Raw genomic sequence first — 16,119 nt, forward strand, 5'->3', positions numbered from 1 at the left:
AGAGGTGCTCTTTCTTTTGAGTGAGTCGTTGTCTAAAGGATTTTGAGAACTATTGAGCAAAAGTTTTACAAACGCTTCCTTTTTGGTTATAATGAGTTTAGCAACTTGTATATATAAGTTGGTGATCAGTTGATTGGAGGCAAATCAATATGACATTCAAAGACAAAGTCATTTATCAAATTTATCCTAAATCTTATCGCGATAGCAATGGTGATGGGATTGGTGATCTAGCAGGCATCAAAGAAAAACTTCCTTATCTACATGAATTGGGCATTGATATGATCTGGTTGAACCCTATTTACCCAAGTCCGCAAAAAGATAATGGGTATGATATTTCCAATTATATCGCGATCGATCCTCTTTTTGGAACGATGGAGGAATTTGAATCATTAGTAGCTGAAGCTAAAAGTTATCAGATCGAAATCATGTTGGATATGGTATTGAATCATGTGTCGATTGAACATGAATGGTTTCAAAAAGCTTTAGCAGGTGATCCATTCTATCAAGATTTTTTTATTCTAAGAGATGAACCAACTGATTGGATATCTAAATTTGGTGGGAATGCTTGGGCGCCTTTTGGGGACACTGGCAAATACTACTTACATTTATATGACAAAACACAAGCAGACTTAAATTGGCGAAATGAAGCGGTCCAAGAAGAGTTATTCAAGGTCGTTCGTTTTTGGATGAGCAAAGGAGTCAAAGGCTTCCGTTTTGATGTTATCAATGTCATCGGAAAAGATGAAGTTTTGAAAAACAATTCAGAGAACCAAGGTAAACCAGAATACACGGATAAACCAATCACCCATACGTATCTTCAACGGTTGAACAAAGAAACATTTGGTCAAGACGCAGAGATCATCACTGTAGGCGAAATGAGTTCAACAACCGTTGAGAATTGCATTTTATATACAGAACCGAGTCGGAATGAACTTTCCATGGTTTTTAATTTTCATCATCTGAAAGTTGATTATGAAAATGGGGACAAGTGGACCACTCCGCCGTTTGATTTTGAAGAATTAAAACGATTGTTCCATACTTGGGGAGAAGAGATGAGTGCTGGGAATGGCTGGAATGCTTTATTTTTGAATAATCACGACCAACCGCGTGCACTGAACCGTTTTGTAGCAGTTGATGCCTACCGAAAACAAGGGGCAGAAATGCTAGCAACTATGATTCATTTAAATCGGGGAACGCCTTATATCTATATGGGCGAAGAAATCGGCATGATCGATCCTGACTTTGATTCGATTGCTGATTATGTGGATATCGAATGTTTAAATGCGTATCATCTATTACTGGAAAAAGGCTTATCAGAAAAAGAAGCTTTCCGCCGGATCAAAGCCAAATCAAGAGATAATTCACGTACACCGATGCAGTGGACAGCCGATGAAAATGCTGGGTTTACATTGGGAAAACCATGGTTAAAGGTAGCAGAAAGCTATGGGGATATCAATGTTGAAAAAGAGCTTGCTTCTCCGCAATCTATTTTCAATTATTATCAAAAATTGATCCGATTGAGAAAGCAGTATCCAGTAATTGCCTTGGGAAGTTATCAGGCATACCAGCCGGAACATCCACAAGTATATAGTTTTTTACGGCAATATGAAGAAAAGAAAGTAATCGTATTTACTAATTTCTACGGTAAAGAAACGACTATTTCATTACCAGAAGAATTTTTAGACTCCAAGATATTGATCGATAATTACGATGGAACAATCGTTGAACGTGAGTTGAAATTGAAACCATATCAAGCCATTGCATTATTGAAAGAATAACTAGAAAAATACTCGAAATAGGTTACTTCAAAAAGTAGTTCTTTATCAAGAAAGACGGATGAATTGCGTAAGAGGTATAAATGAAGAGAGTGGGACAAAAATCAGAAAAAAACTGATTTTTGTCCCACTCCCTTTTCTATCCAATTTTTCAAACCTAAACGACTTTTGTCTCGACCTCAAAGGATAGAGACAAAAAATTTTAGTTCTCTTTACTCAGTAGGATTATCTCATTTTTGTACCTAACTGATAGTTATTCTTTATCTAGGTAATCTTTTTCTGAAAAATCTGCTTTTTGGTAAACACCTTGATCACCGTAGAACTTGTTGTAGCGTTGCTTGAATTTCCTAAAAGCAAAGACGACAAGCAATTTAATCAGTGTATAAATTGGAATACCAAAAATGACACCCATAAGTCCTAACAAATCACCCATGACTAGTAGAACGATCAGGATCGTAATCGGATGGATCTGTAAACGATTGCCCATCACACGTGGAACGACTAGATCGCCATGGAGTAGTTGCACGATAAACCAGACAAGGATAAATTTTATCGCCATAAACGTTGAATCCTGAAAGGCAATAAATAGACCAGGGAAGAAGGCGATAAAAGGACCGATATAAGGAATAATACATAGGATACCTGCAGCAATCGCTAATATGCTTGCGAATTCTAAACCAATCAATAAAAAAGTCACCCAATAGACAGCACCTAAAATGAAGGAAGCAATGATTTGTCCTTTCAAAAATGCACCAAGTTGCTGATTGGCGATTTTTGTCAATGTTTGAAAATCCGTACGGAATTTCGGTGGAACGATTCCTAAGACTGATTGATAAAATTTATGAGGATCTTTCAATAGGAAAAAGGCAATGATCGGGCCAGTAAATAATGTAATAAAAGTAGTGGTGACTGCTGAAAAGATGTTCCCTAAACTCTTAGCCCCGCTTTCCCAATAATCTCCAATGAAGGAGGTGAAATTTGAAGTAAGATCATCAATAGATGAAAAAAATTGATTGAATGCATCTGAAAATGGTGTTTGCGCCAAAAATTGTTTTAGTGTCTGCTGAAAATCAGCGAATAAGTCCGGGAAACTCGCAATCAGTGTTTTAGCTTGTTGCTGCAGAAATGGGATCAGCCAGATGCTTCCTAGTCCGATCAGCATCAAAATAACGATATAAACAATAATCACTGATAGATTTCTGGATAGTTTTTTATTCAAACGTTTGATTAAAGGATCTAATAAATAATATAGAATTAAAGCAAATAAAACGGGCGGTAAGGCAGTAGCAAAAATCACAATAAATGGTTTGAAAACAAAGCCAACCTTTTGGAAAATGTAGATGACTAAAGCCAACATGATCAATAAACCTAAAACATAGTAAGAAGTTTTTCCCCCTAAAAACCGTATGAACCGTGAATTTTCTTTGGATTTATTTTCCACTTTTTTTCTCCTTTCTAATAAGTCAGAACATCTCAAACAAGTAAGTACATAAAAATTTTACTAAAGTGAGAGATGATTTATTTCATTATAGTCGGAAATAGGGCCAAAAAGAAAATGATAAAGGTTCGGATGTTCAAATCAACGATTAAATAACCAAAAAACACTTGACCTATGTTTTAGAGATATGCTAAATTTATTCTTGCTATTAAAACGTAACGATTACGATTTAATGGAGTTAATCGTAAAAGAACAAAGAAAGAAGATGAGAAGGAGTGTAACAAAGATGAGACGTTTGATTGGTTTGTTAAGTGGGGTATTATTAGTTGGTCTCCTTGCTAGTTGCGGAAGTAACCAAGAAGCTGGGAAAAATGAAGAGCTGCAAGTGTTGACAACCTTTTACCCAATGTATGAGTTCACTAAAGAAATCGTTGGGGAAGAAGGAAATGTGGAATTATTGATCCCCGCAGGAACAGATTCATATGATTATGAACCATCCGCTAAGGACATGACTAAAATCCAAAATGCAGATATATTTGTCTATAATGATGAAAATATGGAAACATGGGTTCCAGCAATTCAAGAAACCTTGCGGGAAGGGAAGGTATTGTCGATCAAAGCAACAGAAGGAATGCTTTTATTGTCAGGTAGTGAAGACGGACATGATCATACTCATGAAGGGGAGGGGCATACCCACGAATTAGACCCTCATGTTTGGTTGGCGCCAAGTTTAGCAGTGAAACAGGTTCAGACGATACGTAATCAATTGATAAAACAATACCCAGAAAAAGAGGAAGTTTTTACAAGTAATGCGGAGAACTACCTAACAAAACTACAAAACCTACACCAAAAATATCAAGATACCTTGGGGCAAGCAAAACAAAAATCATTTGTTACACAACATGCAGCGTTCAACTATTTAGCATTGGAGTATGGGCTAAAGCAAGTGGCAGTTACGGGCTTATCTTCAAGCGAAGAACCTTCTGTTTCTCGAATAGCAGAATTAAAGGAATTCGTAACGGAACATGGGATCAGCACTATCTATTTCGAAGAAAATACGAAAGGTAGTATTGCTAAAGCACTAGCGAATGAAGCAGGAGTTTCTTTAGAGGTACTTAATCCGTTGGAAGGATTGACGAAGGAACAAATAGCACAGGGAGAAAACTACCTTTCGATCATGGAGAAAAATCTGAGAGCGTTACAAAAAACGACTGAAATAGAGAACCCCCTTGAAGATAGATGGGAACAGGAAGAAAAGACCGTATACGATGGCTACTTTGAAGATTCAGCGGTCAAAGACCGTACGTTATTGGATTGGAACGGTGCGTGGCAGACTGTCGATTCTTATCTTGAAAATGGAACACTAGATCCAGTTTTTGAATACAAGGCAAAAGTGAATCCAGAAAAGACGGCGAAAGAGTATAAAGAATATTATAAAGTTGGCTATCACACAGATGTCGCAAAGATAACGATCAAGGGGAACGAGTTGACATTTACATTTAAAAATGGCGAAGTGAAAAAAGCAGAATACCGTTACAGTGGCAAAAAAGTGTTGGATTATCAGGCAGGTAACCGAGGTGTACGCTATCTATTTGAGGCGAAAGAACCACAAAATAGTGCATATCGCTATGTCCAATTCAGTGATCATTCAATTGAACCAAGTGATTCAGAACATTTCCATATCTATTTAGGGAATGAGAGTCAAGAGAAGCTGTTAGAAGAAATGGAGAATTGGCCGACTTTTTATCCAGCACAAATGAATGGCCAGGAAATTGCACAAGAAATGATGTTGCATTAAGCAAAAATTCCACTTTAAACAAAGTAGTTGTGAGATAGTACATTAAAAAATAGTTCTATAATCGAAGTGGGACAATAGTCCTTCTTAAAAATAAAATAAGCCTAAGTTTGATATGTGAAGTGAGCTCCCAAAGGTAGATTTTTGTTCTAACTTTGGGGGCTCACTTGGATGTGTCCTATGGGCTTTTTTGATTGGCTTAAAACAACACTATTTGACTTAGAGCCTTAAAAAGACGATGACAGTTATTAACTTTTTTCAAACCATCTAACTCCTGTCAAAGTGTTTAGATGGTTATTTTTTTGGTTTTTATGGTCAATAATCAACAAAACTAACACGTGCCTATTCCTTCTAAAAAGACAGAAACTTATTATCCTTTTATATTCTTTAACTGCTCATAGAAATTTTCATGGGTTCCACATAACAATACAGGAATAACCATATTTTCTTCAATTTCATAAGCAATTCTATAAGTAGTTCCTGCATACGTAAATCCCCTAGACCAAATACCTGATAAATCCCCAGTTTTTTGACTTCCTGAATATGGATTAATTGCAATCTCGTCATAAATAATATTTAAAAATTTCTCTTTTAAAGGCTTTTCTTTTATCTTTTTTAGATACTTAATGACATGTTTTGAAGGAACGATCTCATAACCCAATTTCTTTTGCCAACTCCTCTTTAGTCATAGCCTTAGAATTAGTAAGTGTATCTGTAGCAATATTACTAAAAGAAGAAACCATTTTGTTTTTTCTATTCTTAAACTCTACAAGGATTTTATCTTTATCGTAGCCTTCTGCGATTATATCAGACAAAATATCTTCACTAAAATCAAAGAATTCCTTTTGTGGTTCAACAAATTCATAAAGAATGCCATTTTCTACAAGTTTTGCCTCGACTTCTACTCCATTCGGAATATTAAAGTCTTTAGGAACTGTCAACATAATAGAATTACCTTGTTTTCTTGTTTTTGTAATCATATATACTCCTCATTTCCAATAAATAGTAATTACTTAGTAAGTACATCGTAACAAAAAAAGAGAGTAATTACAAGTAATTACCAGAGGATTGAAAATGTTATTTATTTAGTTAGTATACATAATGTGTATACTACCAAGTACCAGTGTTACCAAGCCCTTTTACATCCGACTTTGTGAAATGAAATTGGTCTAGTTAAAAATGATAGATCCTTACTCATTTTCTCTTTTTAAAAGTTTGTGAAATTACTCAATTTAAAAATAACCTATTCGTTATATTTTGACGTTTTTTCAGCGCGTTTTAACGGATAATCCCCCACACAAAATTCTGAAATGACCTTAGAATCTCTCTCGTTTTCTAATCCTTAATAGAATAGCATAATCACAGTTTATCACTTACTCCACTCAAAACAATTATTTCACTCTATGAGCAATTCTTCGATAAAAAAATGGACCAACAATCAAAAGAAAGATACCTAAAACAATAAGATATGTTCCTAGTGTAATATTTAATCCCTCAACACTTAATAAGTCCCCAATCTTTATTGGCAGATAAAAACTTAGAAAAACTAAAGTAAAATATCTTACTTTTGCCCATCCTCTACCAATAGGAAAAGCATTCATAACAATAAAACCTAACAGAAACTCAAAATAATGATTAGAAAGAATAAATGAATGATTTCTTTTAAAAATAAATTCGATAACACCCATTAAAAGAAATACACCTACAAATATACTTATTATAGATTTAGCATCCGCTTTTTTCATGTTTCCCCCTTACATCGTCTTATATTGTGTTCCAATATCTACTGCTTTAGAAACATTCCATACATCTCGAATATACAAACCAATCCAACCATTTCCACTTGTATCTAATGCAGCAGCAACCGCAGAACCAGTAAACAAACCTTTTGCATCCATATAATCAAGCAGTAGCCTAGCTTCTGACCTCGCAATACAAAAAATTCCAGCTATAAAAGTTACTAAAGCTGAAACACCAAAATTAGTAAGTGTTGAAAAAACATGAATTCCTATTGCAAATTTGGATGTCTCCAAGATCTATAGGACGATTGTGGTGGAATTCTATATTCAAAATTCTCATCCTTCGTAGCTAACGGATAACTCTCTCATGTAACTTTGTTTTTCCCATTATATCCTTTTGCAGTTTTCTCTACAATAACCTCTTTATCTGTTCTAGTAACGGCTACCGTTTCGGAAGCTGCAAAATTTGAAAATTCAGCAACTAAAACCTTGTTATCACTATCGACTACCTTGCTGATTTTGTTACTTCCCTCATACTGACCAAGATCATAAAAAGAATCGCATTTGGTTTTAGAACCTTTCGTCACCTTAGAAAGAGAATTCTGATCTAGCAAGATTTTTGCGAAATCATTTAATCACACAAAAAAGGAAACGCCGGAACGTCTCCTTTTCATGATTTAATTCAAAGCAACACTATTTGACGAAGAGCCAAAAGAAAGGGGAGTTATTATAAAGTTAAGAAATCAGTTTTTTTAGACCACGTACAGAAGCGGGGATCACTTCACCATTAGCTAAAGTGATTTCACGGGTCTTCTTATTGATCGTCCGAACATTTTGTGTGTTGATCACATAAGACTTATGACAGCGAATGAAATGCTGATTCATTTTTTCGATTTCTTTGATTTTATCGTAAAATTGCATTTGCGCATGTGTCAAATGGACTTCTAATTTATGCGGTGTACCGGGTGACGTCGAAAAATATTGAATATCCTTGATTGGTAAAAACTTTATTTCATCGTTGAATTCAATTTTAAAAATATCTTTTTGAAGAGGTGTAGTTTGGACATCCTCGAAAATCTTGCTCAAAATCCGTTCGACGTTTTCTTTTAGGTCAAAGACATCTTCTTTGATAATATAATCAGTTGGTTCGATATTGCTTTTCAGGATAGTCATCGAAAGATCCGTGTGGGAAGTCACATAGATGATTTTCCCTAATGGATCGAGATCCCGTATATGTTTGCCGATCATGATACCGTCTAGCTCACTATCTTTTAATTCGATGTCTAAAAAATAAATGCCAAAAGATGAGGTGCGAACTCTAGCAGCTTGAAGAAGTTCCATTGGATCGGAAGTAGCTACATGGACATAACTATCCAAATTTTCAATCATGATTCGATTTTTGATTACAGCAGAGATTACTTCTAGTTGCTTCATGTCATCTTCGCAAATATAAATGGGAATCATAAATTTACTCCTTTATTTCATTTGTATATAAATCGTTTGAGAAAAACGTTGGTTTTCAATCGAAGTTTCCAAAAAGATATAAGGATTTAGCTTGGTCAATTCATCAAGGATGAATAATCCCAACCCTTCATTTTTTGGATTGCTTTTAGTTGAAAAGCCTTGTTGTTTCAGTTTGTTCAGGGGAAGAGTATTCAAAGTAGTATTTATTACACGGATAATCACCGAGTTATTCTTTTTAAGTACGATCAATTCTATTTTTTTCTTTTTAGTAATCGAAGCACCTTCAATAGCATTATCTAATATAATCCCTAACATACGAACAAGGTTGACCGTATGCTTTTTATCAAGCTTGATTTCATCAGGAAATACAAGTTGAACAGACAAGCCTTTTTCTTGCGCCATCATAAGCTTCAAAGAAAGCAAACTTCTTATATCCCGATTCTTCATATTGTCTAGAAGACTGAGATTAGCTGGGAAAAGTTGCATCATTTGCCGAGTAGGTAAGATATTTTGATCATAATACTTTCGTAATCCGTCAAGATCCCCCTCCTCAAGATAGCTATTCATCGAAAAAAGTAAGTTCTGATAGTCATGCTTAAATTCCCGTAAATCTTGGTAGTTCTTTTCAAGATCTTTGATATAGTCTTGTTGAAGTTGAATCCGTTGTTCTAATAGTTGGTCTGCCATTTTTTTATTCGAAATTTTCCAATAGTAGACAAGGATGATTACACCAAAACAAAGATAAAATATAAAGAAACTGGTATTTAAAGCTAAGACTTCAGGAGTTTCGCCAGAAAAACGGGTGTAAAAGATAATGATATAGTATGTAAATAATATCAATGTACCAATTATGCCAATCATTCGACGATCTAATCCATAGAATCTCTCTAAAGCTTTCTTAAAGCCAAATGCTAGTAAGGCTGCCAAAACAGCAGATACGACAATATGAAAGTATTGTAAAGAATCTCCAGGTTCAATCACCGCTGATTCCAAAACAAAAAAATCACTGATGCTAGCCAAATGATCTCCTAAAAGTGATGTCAGCAGTCCCCAAGGAAGCGCATAAATCAACCGTTGCGGTGAAGACGTAAAGAAGAAAAATGTAAGCATCAGCATTCCAATAGCAAATAAGGCAGTAAAAATCCCTAAAGTCGGATAAATAAAACCTAGTAAGAAACAAGATAGCAGGATGACTCCTGAAAAAAAGATTTTATTTTTAATTTGGTGTTCAATGAGTAATATACAAATCGTATAAATCAAGTATTGCAACGCTATGGACCATAAAAACATAAAGTACCGCTCCCATTGATTTTTTCCAAATTATAGCATAACTAGTTAATTATTTTTTTAATTTTTCAGGGATTTTAAATTCTGAGCTCATACCGAAGCAGCAGCCAGATACAAAAAAGTCGGATAAGTTGGTAAGTTGTTTAATGATTGTTTTTTTCATAAAAAATTCCTCCAAGATTCATTAGGTAGTTTGTAATTGGAAGCAACGTAGCTATTTCTAAAACAATCCCGAGAAGCAAGTAAGTAGAAAAGTAAGAATTAGCGAAAAATAAGATCAGAAGTGTGAATACAACAAACATGAAAATTGCTTTTTTCAATAAAGGTGGGCGTTTTTCTGGTTCAATGGGATTAATAGCTGTACCTCTTGATCCATAGCGAAGCAATAATAAAAAGCAGCTGACTAATAAAAAGACCATCCATGGGAAGGAGACAGTCAATTCAAAATGTTTCATCAGAAGTGGAACGCCCCACAAATAAAGCAAAGTCCAAAGTAGGCAGACAAATTCAGAATCAGAGTGAAGTCCATACGCATATCTACGAATGCAGATATAGGAAAGAAAAGTTATTCCTGTTTCGCTCCATGAGCCAGTCGCTAAAGCAAAGACTAGCACAACTGCTAATTTTCCTAGGTTGTTCATCAGCACCTCAAGAGCAAACTTAACTTGGATATAAACCATATCTTCTTCTGTTTTTTCACCACTGAATAATGTCTCCAATAATTTGTTCACAACTTTATTTTTCATCTAACGTACCTCCGACTAATATTCTATGTCAAAAAGGGTCAAAATAGAGTTTTGATTCATAAAAGGTTGTTTTGGGGTCAAAATCGTAAAAATAATACTCCCTTTTTTGAATGAATGGACAGTCCACTTTTTCACAGAGAGACCAAAAAATGAACAGTTTTGACATGAAAAGAACCGTTTAGGAGTTTATTGTGTTATTTCTTCAATTTTGTGGTAAATATTTAATAGCCTTTAGAAAAGGTTTGGGAGGGATTTTTTATGGAAAATGAACAATTATTTGAAGTTGGAGAGACATATGCATTTAAATCCGATTTATTTGGTGCGCCTGTTAAAGGAGAAATTGAGAAGGTTTACGAAAATAGTGTGATGATTCGTGTAATCAATTGTGCGACGGAAGATAACGATACTGCGCACAACCTTCAATGGCAACTGGTGGTTCGGAAATCAAGTGCTGTGACAGAATGAAAAATAAATCAATAATGGAAGAATAGACTGATATTCGTGAGCAAATAAAACGAAGCAATCAGTCTATTTTTGTTGTTAAAGATTTAACAATGATACTTTTATTTCTCTGATCAGCGTAGTAGAATGAAGAACGTATCGAACATACATAACGTTTGTATCATGTGAAACAGATGTAAAATAAGAATAAGTTTCGGCCATAGTCGATAACTCAAAAAAGAAAGGTGGCAAACAAACATGATTATAGTAGCTGGTACAATCGGTGCAGGAAAGAGTACACTCACAGAAATGCTTGCGCGAAACTTAGAAACGAAACCATTCTATGAAAATGTAGAGGATAATGAGGTACTGCCACTTTTTTATTCAAATCCAGATAAGTATGCTTTTCTATTGCAAATTTTCTTTCTAAATAAACGATTCATGGCAATCAAAGATGCGTTCAGCCATGATGATAATGTGTTAGATCGTTCAATCTACGAAGATAGCCTACTGTTCCATTTAAATGCAGATCTAGGCAGAGTCACTCAAGAGGAAGTCGCGCAATATCAAGGATTGCTCGAAACAATGCTCAAAGAATTAGAAGCTGTTGCCCCACCAAAAAAGCCGGATCTGTTAGTCTATATCCGTGTTTCCTTTGAAACGATGTTAGCACGTATCAAAAAAAGAGGACGAATCTACGAACAACTAGAACAAGACTCTGAGTTATATGCGTATTATCAAGAGTTGAATCGCCGTTATGAAAAATGGTATGAAAGTTTTGATATCTGTCCAAAAATAGTGATCGATGGGGATAAATATGATTTTGTCGAAGACCCATCCGCAGGGGAAGAAATCGTTCGTTTGATTAATCAGCATACCAAAAAAATAGAAGAAAGAGCGTTAGAAATGCCCGCTCGTTACACAACAGATCGCGAAAAGGTGAAAGGAATCTTTTCATAAGAAAAATATGAGGTGTCAGTCACTTAACAAGGGACTCACATCTCATATTTTTATTTTTTTACTATGAAAGGATTTTGACGATAAAAGTGCCAAAGTTGAACGCTTTGGGTAATTGCAATGATCAAAAATAAAACAGAGACCAATAAAATGGAGAACGTATTGAATAAATGATGAAAAAAGACTTGAACGATTGCGCCTGCGATAAATGCAAGTACCACTGTAAGAAAATGGATGAACCGATCAAATTCTGCTTTTTCTCTTGTTACCCAATAGTCGTAGAGATTCGTTGCTACCCCTTTTAAGTTTCCTGTTGTGAATAGATTCGTGTAGGCACGTCCATCGATTTTGTCAAAGGCAAGCCATTGGATTGCAGCGGTGAAAGCAATCATGATTGTTACAAGTGCAGGATGAGCATTGATCGAGGGCAGACTGACTAAGAAAAAGATCACTGCTTCATAATAGAGAACAAATAGTCGCCAAAAGTGCTTTTCTTTTTTCTGGAAATAGTTAATCAGGAATTTTGTAAGTAAAATACCCAAAAAGAAAAACAGCGTAGAAAGAACCTTTTTGCCGACACTTAGCCATTCCCCATCGAAACTTTGGATAATCGCTAAAACGATATTGCCAGTTTGAGCTGAAGCAAAAGCATTGTATTGGATATAAGTGTAACTATCCATAGCACCGCCAATAAAGGTTAGCAAAAGACCAATCGTACGTCCTTCGTGGAATGAAGTATTCATTTTTATTTCACCTTCAACTGAGATATATTTTCTTTACTATCTTACCACATCATTCTTTTGTTTTTCGGAAATATTAAAGATTATTTTCAGAAAAAAATCTACTCGCTAAAGCCGTTTTATTTTTGCGTAAGGTCTGTTAGTATAAAGGAAACGAATCAGAACTTAAATGAACAGAAAGATGGGAAAAGCTATCAATCAAGGAAACGAAAAAGAAATTCTTCGTTTGCAAAGAGAACTCAAACATTGGGAAAAAAAGTACAGCAAGCTCCAACAAATTTTCCGGATGCAAGAAGAAATCATTGCAAGTTATGAGGCAGCTTATGGCGAAGCTCCAGGCCTGATCGACGAAGAAAAAGAAGATAATGGAAGCCATTCATTTTTCGATATGATGGAAAAACGTTCGTATAATCGATTTAATCAAGAACAAAAAGCGGCAATCACCTACAACATGGAGAAAAATTTGCGGATTATTGCTGGAGCCGGAAGTGGCAAGACGCAGACGATTTGTGCAAAGGCCGTTTACTTGATGACACAAGAACAAGTAGAAGAGCAACGGATATTGATGATTACTTTTACAAGGAATGCGGCAAATGAATTAAAAAAACGGGTAGATAATTTTAGTCAACGTAAGACTAATGTGCATATCGGCACATTTCACAGCATTTTTTTCCGTTTGTACAATGACATCCAAAGACGTTTTCCTGAAATAACGGCAACAGGGATACAAGGGGAATTTTCTAAAGATACTTCTTATAAAATCAATGGTATACTCCAACAACTGATCCGCAAGTATAATCTATATGCATTTGATCAGTCGGGAGAAAAAACGATTTCGGCAAGATTGGATTATTGGCAGAATATGAATTTGTCGATTGAGGAAATCGTTGAAGTGATCCAGGAAAAATTCGATTCGCTTGAACAAAAAGCAACAAAACCGATTTCTGAGCGAATGAAGTATCTCATGTCTGAACTCCAAGAACAAAAAAAAGAACAAAAGCTATTTGAATTCAATGATGTGTTGCAAAATTTAAAATCTGCACTACAAGATGAAGCAGTTAGACGATATGTCGGTGAAAAATATGATTACCTATTTATCGATGAATTTCAAGACACGAATCCATTGCAATGGGAAATCGTACGTTTGATCACGAAAGATAGCCATATCAAGTTGATCGTAGTCGGGGATGATGATCAAAGTATCTATGGATTTAGAGGGTCAGAGCCTTCTTATATCAAAAATTTTGATCAAGAGTACCCCACAAAGACCCTGTTTTTACTGACTAATTATCGTTCCCGCGCTGCAATCGTTCAAGGTGCGAATCGATTGATCACATTCAATAAGAACGATCGCATTCCCAAAGCAATGGTTCCAGCACAAAAAGAAGCTGGTATCATGAGTGCTCTGTCTTTTGAAAATACACAAACTGAAAGTAAATGGATCATCAAACAGATCCAGTCCTTTATAAAAAGCAATGGGAAGTATAAAGAGTCGATCGTGTTATATCGTTCGTTATCACAAACGCAACAATTAGTCCAAGACCTCCTACAAACAGAAATTCCATTTGTATTGGAAGCAGATGGGCAATATGAAGGAGTATTTGGTATACGGACTTTTCAACAGTTTTACCAGAAATTAGTACTTTGGTACGAAGCGCCTACGCAGCAGAAAAAAAATCATGCGTATAAGCAGTTATTGCATCAGCTAATGATGAACTGCTATCTGAAAAGAGCTGAATGTGATTTCTTTTTTTCAAATGAGAATAAGAAAAAAAATATCATAAACTATCTCTTGGCAGTGAGACCTAATATGAAATCAAAGGAAAAAGAACTACGCTCTTTTATTGAAGAAATCAACGCTCTTGAAAAAAATGAGAACCATAAGATTGAATCATTGATAAAAGGTTTTCTAAAATTGCTGAAACCTGCTAAAGAAATGGATGGTACGGAAAAAGAATGGTTGTCCGAGACTATCAAAAAATATCCGACACTGACTCAACTAATGGGCTTAGAGAAAGAAATACAAGTACTAGCAAAGCAATTAAAAATCCGCCTGACTGCTTATCGTCAAGGAAAACTGGATGCATTGTGCATCCAAAGCATTCATCGAAGTAAAGGATTGAGCTATCGGAATGTCTTTTTGATTGGTTGCAATGAAGGACTGATCCCTTATAATGGAGCAACTGAAAAAAATGCTTTAAGCAACAAACAGATAAAGGCAGAGCATCTAACTACTATAGAAGAAGAACGACGCCTCTTTTATGTGGCGATGACAAGAGCAAGGAATCGACTGTATCTGTGTATTCCTTTGATGAAGGGAACACGTCGATTAAAACCCTCAAGATTTATTAGAGAAACTGGTTGTAAAATTAAAAAACAATCGATATATAACTGAAAAGAGCAAGAATATAAATTTTTTTGTTTATATTCTTGCTCTTTTCTTTATTTTTATAAAAAAAGATTATAACTAAATAATAATAGAAAATGCTGATATGCCAAGCTTTCTAGAGATATAGATTACTAAAGGTAAAAAAATCATGAATTTTATAGCTAATAATTGGTATTTTTTATGAGATTCGGTTAGAATGGGATTATAATTAAAAAGGAGTGAGAAAATGATAAAAGTATACACTTCACCTAGCTGTACTTCCTGCAGAAAGGCTCGCGCATGGTTGCAAGCTAATCGATTAGATTTTGAAGAGAAAAATATTTTTGCCGACCCGATAACAGAGAGTGAAATCCGTGAAATTCTTGCAGCTACTGAAGGAGGAGTTGAAGATATTATTTCTACTCGCTCAAAAATATATGAAAAGTTGGCTATCGATTTTAATGAATTGTCCTTGAAGCAAATGATCGTTCTCTTCAAAGAATATCCATCATTGCTAAGAAGACCGATCTTAATAGATGAAAAAAGAATATTGATTGGATTCAATGAAGATGAGATTCGTTCATTTGTTCCAAGAGAGATCCGCTCCGTCGCGCGTAATTTGATCTATATGCAGAACAGTATTTTCAGCTAAAAAGGAGGGACCTTGTGAGGATGAAAGTGAAAATCTACGGTTCACTGCATTGTGTGACGTGCCTAAAAGCCAAGAATTGGTTAGAATCCAATCAACTGACGTATCAGTTCATTGATTTGGAACAACAGGAATTAACCATGACCGAAGCAGAAGAGTTATGTAACTTTGATGAAATGCACGCTGAACAATTATTCGTCACTTGGTCGGAAGCCTTTAAAGATATTCAAGTGGATTTAACTTCGATCAGCAAAAAACAATTAGCTCTGTTGTGTAAACAATATAAGGAGCTGTTGAGACGACCTTTGATTATTATCGATGAAGTTCTATTTGTTGGATACAACGAACAACTAATGGAACAATTGATTTTAAGTGAATAGTAAAAACGAAGAGGAATAGATACTATTTAGAGGAAGTGGCAACTGCTCATTTCCTTTTTTTGTTGGGAGGAGAGTACCTAAATTGAGTATAAATTTGTATTGACATGTGCAAATTTACATGATATATTCATTTCTGTTGTTTTTATTAGACTTTTTCTTTTTTGAAACGTTCAAAAAAACAATGAAAAAAGTTCTTGACGTGTGGGTGGCCACATGATAAGATAACTGAGTCGTTTGAAAAGAAGCTATTGAAAAGCTTGATTTAATCAAGAAAAACTTCAAAAAAGTTCTTGACAAATAACAAAAGATAAGTTATGATATACGAGTTGCTGAAAGATTT

Annotated in this window: 17 protein-coding genes; 7 read left to right on the forward strand and 10 right to left on the reverse strand. The window is 35.1% G+C overall.

What is annotated here, in order from left to right:
• Window positions 1–149: 149 nt before the first annotated feature.
• Window positions 150–1,778, forward strand: coding sequence for an alpha,alpha-phosphotrehalase (gene treC / locus FGQ66_RS07630; RefSeq protein ID WP_138302105.1), 1,629 nt, complete (start codon window positions 150–152; stop codon window positions 1,776–1,778).
• Between the two features lie 250 nt (window positions 1,779–2,028).
• On the opposite strand, the gene FGQ66_RS07635 is transcribed toward treC, so the two are convergent.
• Window positions 2,029–3,216 carry an AI-2E family transporter gene (locus FGQ66_RS07635; protein ID WP_113846436.1) on the reverse strand — a complete coding sequence of 396 codons (1,188 nt, stop codon included), beginning with the start codon at window positions 3,214–3,216 and terminating at the stop codon, window positions 2,029–2,031.
• Window positions 3,217–3,499: 283 nt separating this feature from the next.
• On the opposite strand from FGQ66_RS07635, the gene FGQ66_RS07640 reads away from it, so the two are divergent.
• A complete protein-coding gene (locus tag FGQ66_RS07640; RefSeq protein ID WP_138302106.1) occupies window positions 3,500–5,011 on the forward strand; it encodes a zinc ABC transporter substrate-binding protein AdcA in 1,512 nt (503 codons plus the stop codon).
• A gap of 367 nt (window positions 5,012–5,378) precedes the next feature.
• Here the strand turns inward: FGQ66_RS07640 and FGQ66_RS07645 are convergent, their stop codons facing one another.
• From FGQ66_RS07645 to FGQ66_RS07675, 8 genes are all read right to left on the reverse strand, one after another.
• On the reverse strand, window positions 5,379–5,669 hold the full coding sequence (locus FGQ66_RS07645; protein ID WP_138302107.1) for a type II toxin-antitoxin system RelE/ParE family toxin: 291 nt from the start codon (window positions 5,667–5,669) through the stop codon (window positions 5,379–5,381).
• Entirely contained in the window at window positions 5,659–5,988 is a 330-nt protein-coding gene (locus tag FGQ66_RS07650; protein ID WP_005877489.1) for an AbrB/MazE/SpoVT family DNA-binding domain-containing protein, read from the reverse strand. The genes FGQ66_RS07645 and FGQ66_RS07650 overlap by 11 nt, the downstream gene beginning before the upstream one ends.
• 411 nt (window positions 5,989–6,399) lie before the next feature.
• Window positions 6,400–6,753, reverse strand: a complete 354-nt coding sequence (locus FGQ66_RS07655) for a hypothetical protein (protein ID WP_081134218.1) — start codon at window positions 6,751–6,753, stop codon at window positions 6,400–6,402.
• A 9-nt stretch (window positions 6,754–6,762) separates the two neighbouring features.
• Window positions 6,763–6,906: a hypothetical protein gene (locus tag FGQ66_RS15150; RefSeq protein WP_155854546.1), complete on the reverse strand. Its 144-nt coding sequence runs from the start codon at window positions 6,904–6,906 to the stop codon at window positions 6,763–6,765.
• Between the two features lie 206 nt (window positions 6,907–7,112).
• Entirely contained in the window at window positions 7,113–7,334 is a 222-nt protein-coding gene (locus FGQ66_RS15155; protein ID WP_171024582.1) for a hypothetical protein, read from the reverse strand.
• A gap of 148 nt (window positions 7,335–7,482) precedes the next feature.
• On the reverse strand, window positions 7,483–8,211 hold the full coding sequence (locus tag FGQ66_RS07665; RefSeq protein WP_005877495.1) for a LytR/AlgR family response regulator transcription factor: 729 nt from the start codon (window positions 8,209–8,211) through the stop codon (window positions 7,483–7,485).
• 12 nt (window positions 8,212–8,223) lie between these two features.
• Complete coding sequence (locus tag FGQ66_RS07670; protein ID WP_138302108.1) at window positions 8,224–9,501, reverse strand: sensor histidine kinase; 1,278 nt, start codon at window positions 9,499–9,501, stop codon at window positions 8,224–8,226.
• 140 nt (window positions 9,502–9,641) lie between these two features.
• On the reverse strand, window positions 9,642–10,244 hold the full coding sequence (locus tag FGQ66_RS07675) for an accessory gene regulator B family protein (RefSeq protein WP_005877500.1): 603 nt from the start codon (window positions 10,242–10,244) through the stop codon (window positions 9,642–9,644).
• Window positions 10,245–10,502: 258 nt separating this feature from the next.
• Here FGQ66_RS07675 and FGQ66_RS07680 point away from each other — a divergent pair, with 258 nt between their 5' ends.
• Both FGQ66_RS07680 and FGQ66_RS07685 read left to right on the forward strand, forming a co-directional pair.
• Entirely contained in the window at window positions 10,503–10,709 is a 207-nt protein-coding gene (locus FGQ66_RS07680) for a hypothetical protein (RefSeq protein ID WP_005877501.1), read from the forward strand.
• 234 nt (window positions 10,710–10,943) lie between these two features.
• Complete coding sequence (locus FGQ66_RS07685; RefSeq protein WP_138302109.1) at window positions 10,944–11,645, forward strand: deoxynucleoside kinase; 702 nt, start codon at window positions 10,944–10,946, stop codon at window positions 11,643–11,645.
• Between the two features lie 50 nt (window positions 11,646–11,695).
• Here the strand turns inward: FGQ66_RS07685 and FGQ66_RS07690 are convergent, their stop codons facing one another.
• Window positions 11,696–12,385 (reverse strand): YoaK family protein, encoded by a 690-nt coding sequence (locus tag FGQ66_RS07690; protein WP_081134223.1) that lies wholly within the window; start codon window positions 12,383–12,385, stop codon window positions 11,696–11,698.
• Between the two features lie 178 nt (window positions 12,386–12,563).
• Here FGQ66_RS07690 and FGQ66_RS07695 point away from each other — a divergent pair, with 178 nt between their 5' ends.
• The 3 genes from FGQ66_RS07695 (at window position 12,564) to FGQ66_RS07705 (ending at window position 15,779) form a co-directional block, all read left to right on the forward strand.
• Complete coding sequence (locus FGQ66_RS07695; RefSeq protein ID WP_138302110.1) at window positions 12,564–14,777, forward strand: ATP-dependent helicase; 2,214 nt, start codon at window positions 12,564–12,566, stop codon at window positions 14,775–14,777.
• Window positions 14,778–14,997: 220 nt separating this feature from the next.
• Window positions 14,998–15,402, forward strand: a complete 405-nt coding sequence (locus FGQ66_RS07700; RefSeq protein WP_081134225.1) for a Spx/MgsR family RNA polymerase-binding regulatory protein — start codon at window positions 14,998–15,000, stop codon at window positions 15,400–15,402.
• Window positions 15,403–15,422: 20 nt separating this feature from the next.
• Window positions 15,423–15,779, forward strand: coding sequence for an ArsC/Spx/MgsR family protein (locus tag FGQ66_RS07705; protein ID WP_005877513.1), 357 nt, complete (start codon window positions 15,423–15,425; stop codon window positions 15,777–15,779).
• Window positions 15,780–16,119 lie beyond the last annotated feature (340 nt).

Origin of the sequence: Enterococcus sp. BSD2780061688st2 D3, from assembly GCF_005844145.1 — a bacterium.
Lineage (GTDB): Bacteria > Bacillota > Bacilli > Lactobacillales > Enterococcaceae > Enterococcus_B > Enterococcus_B durans.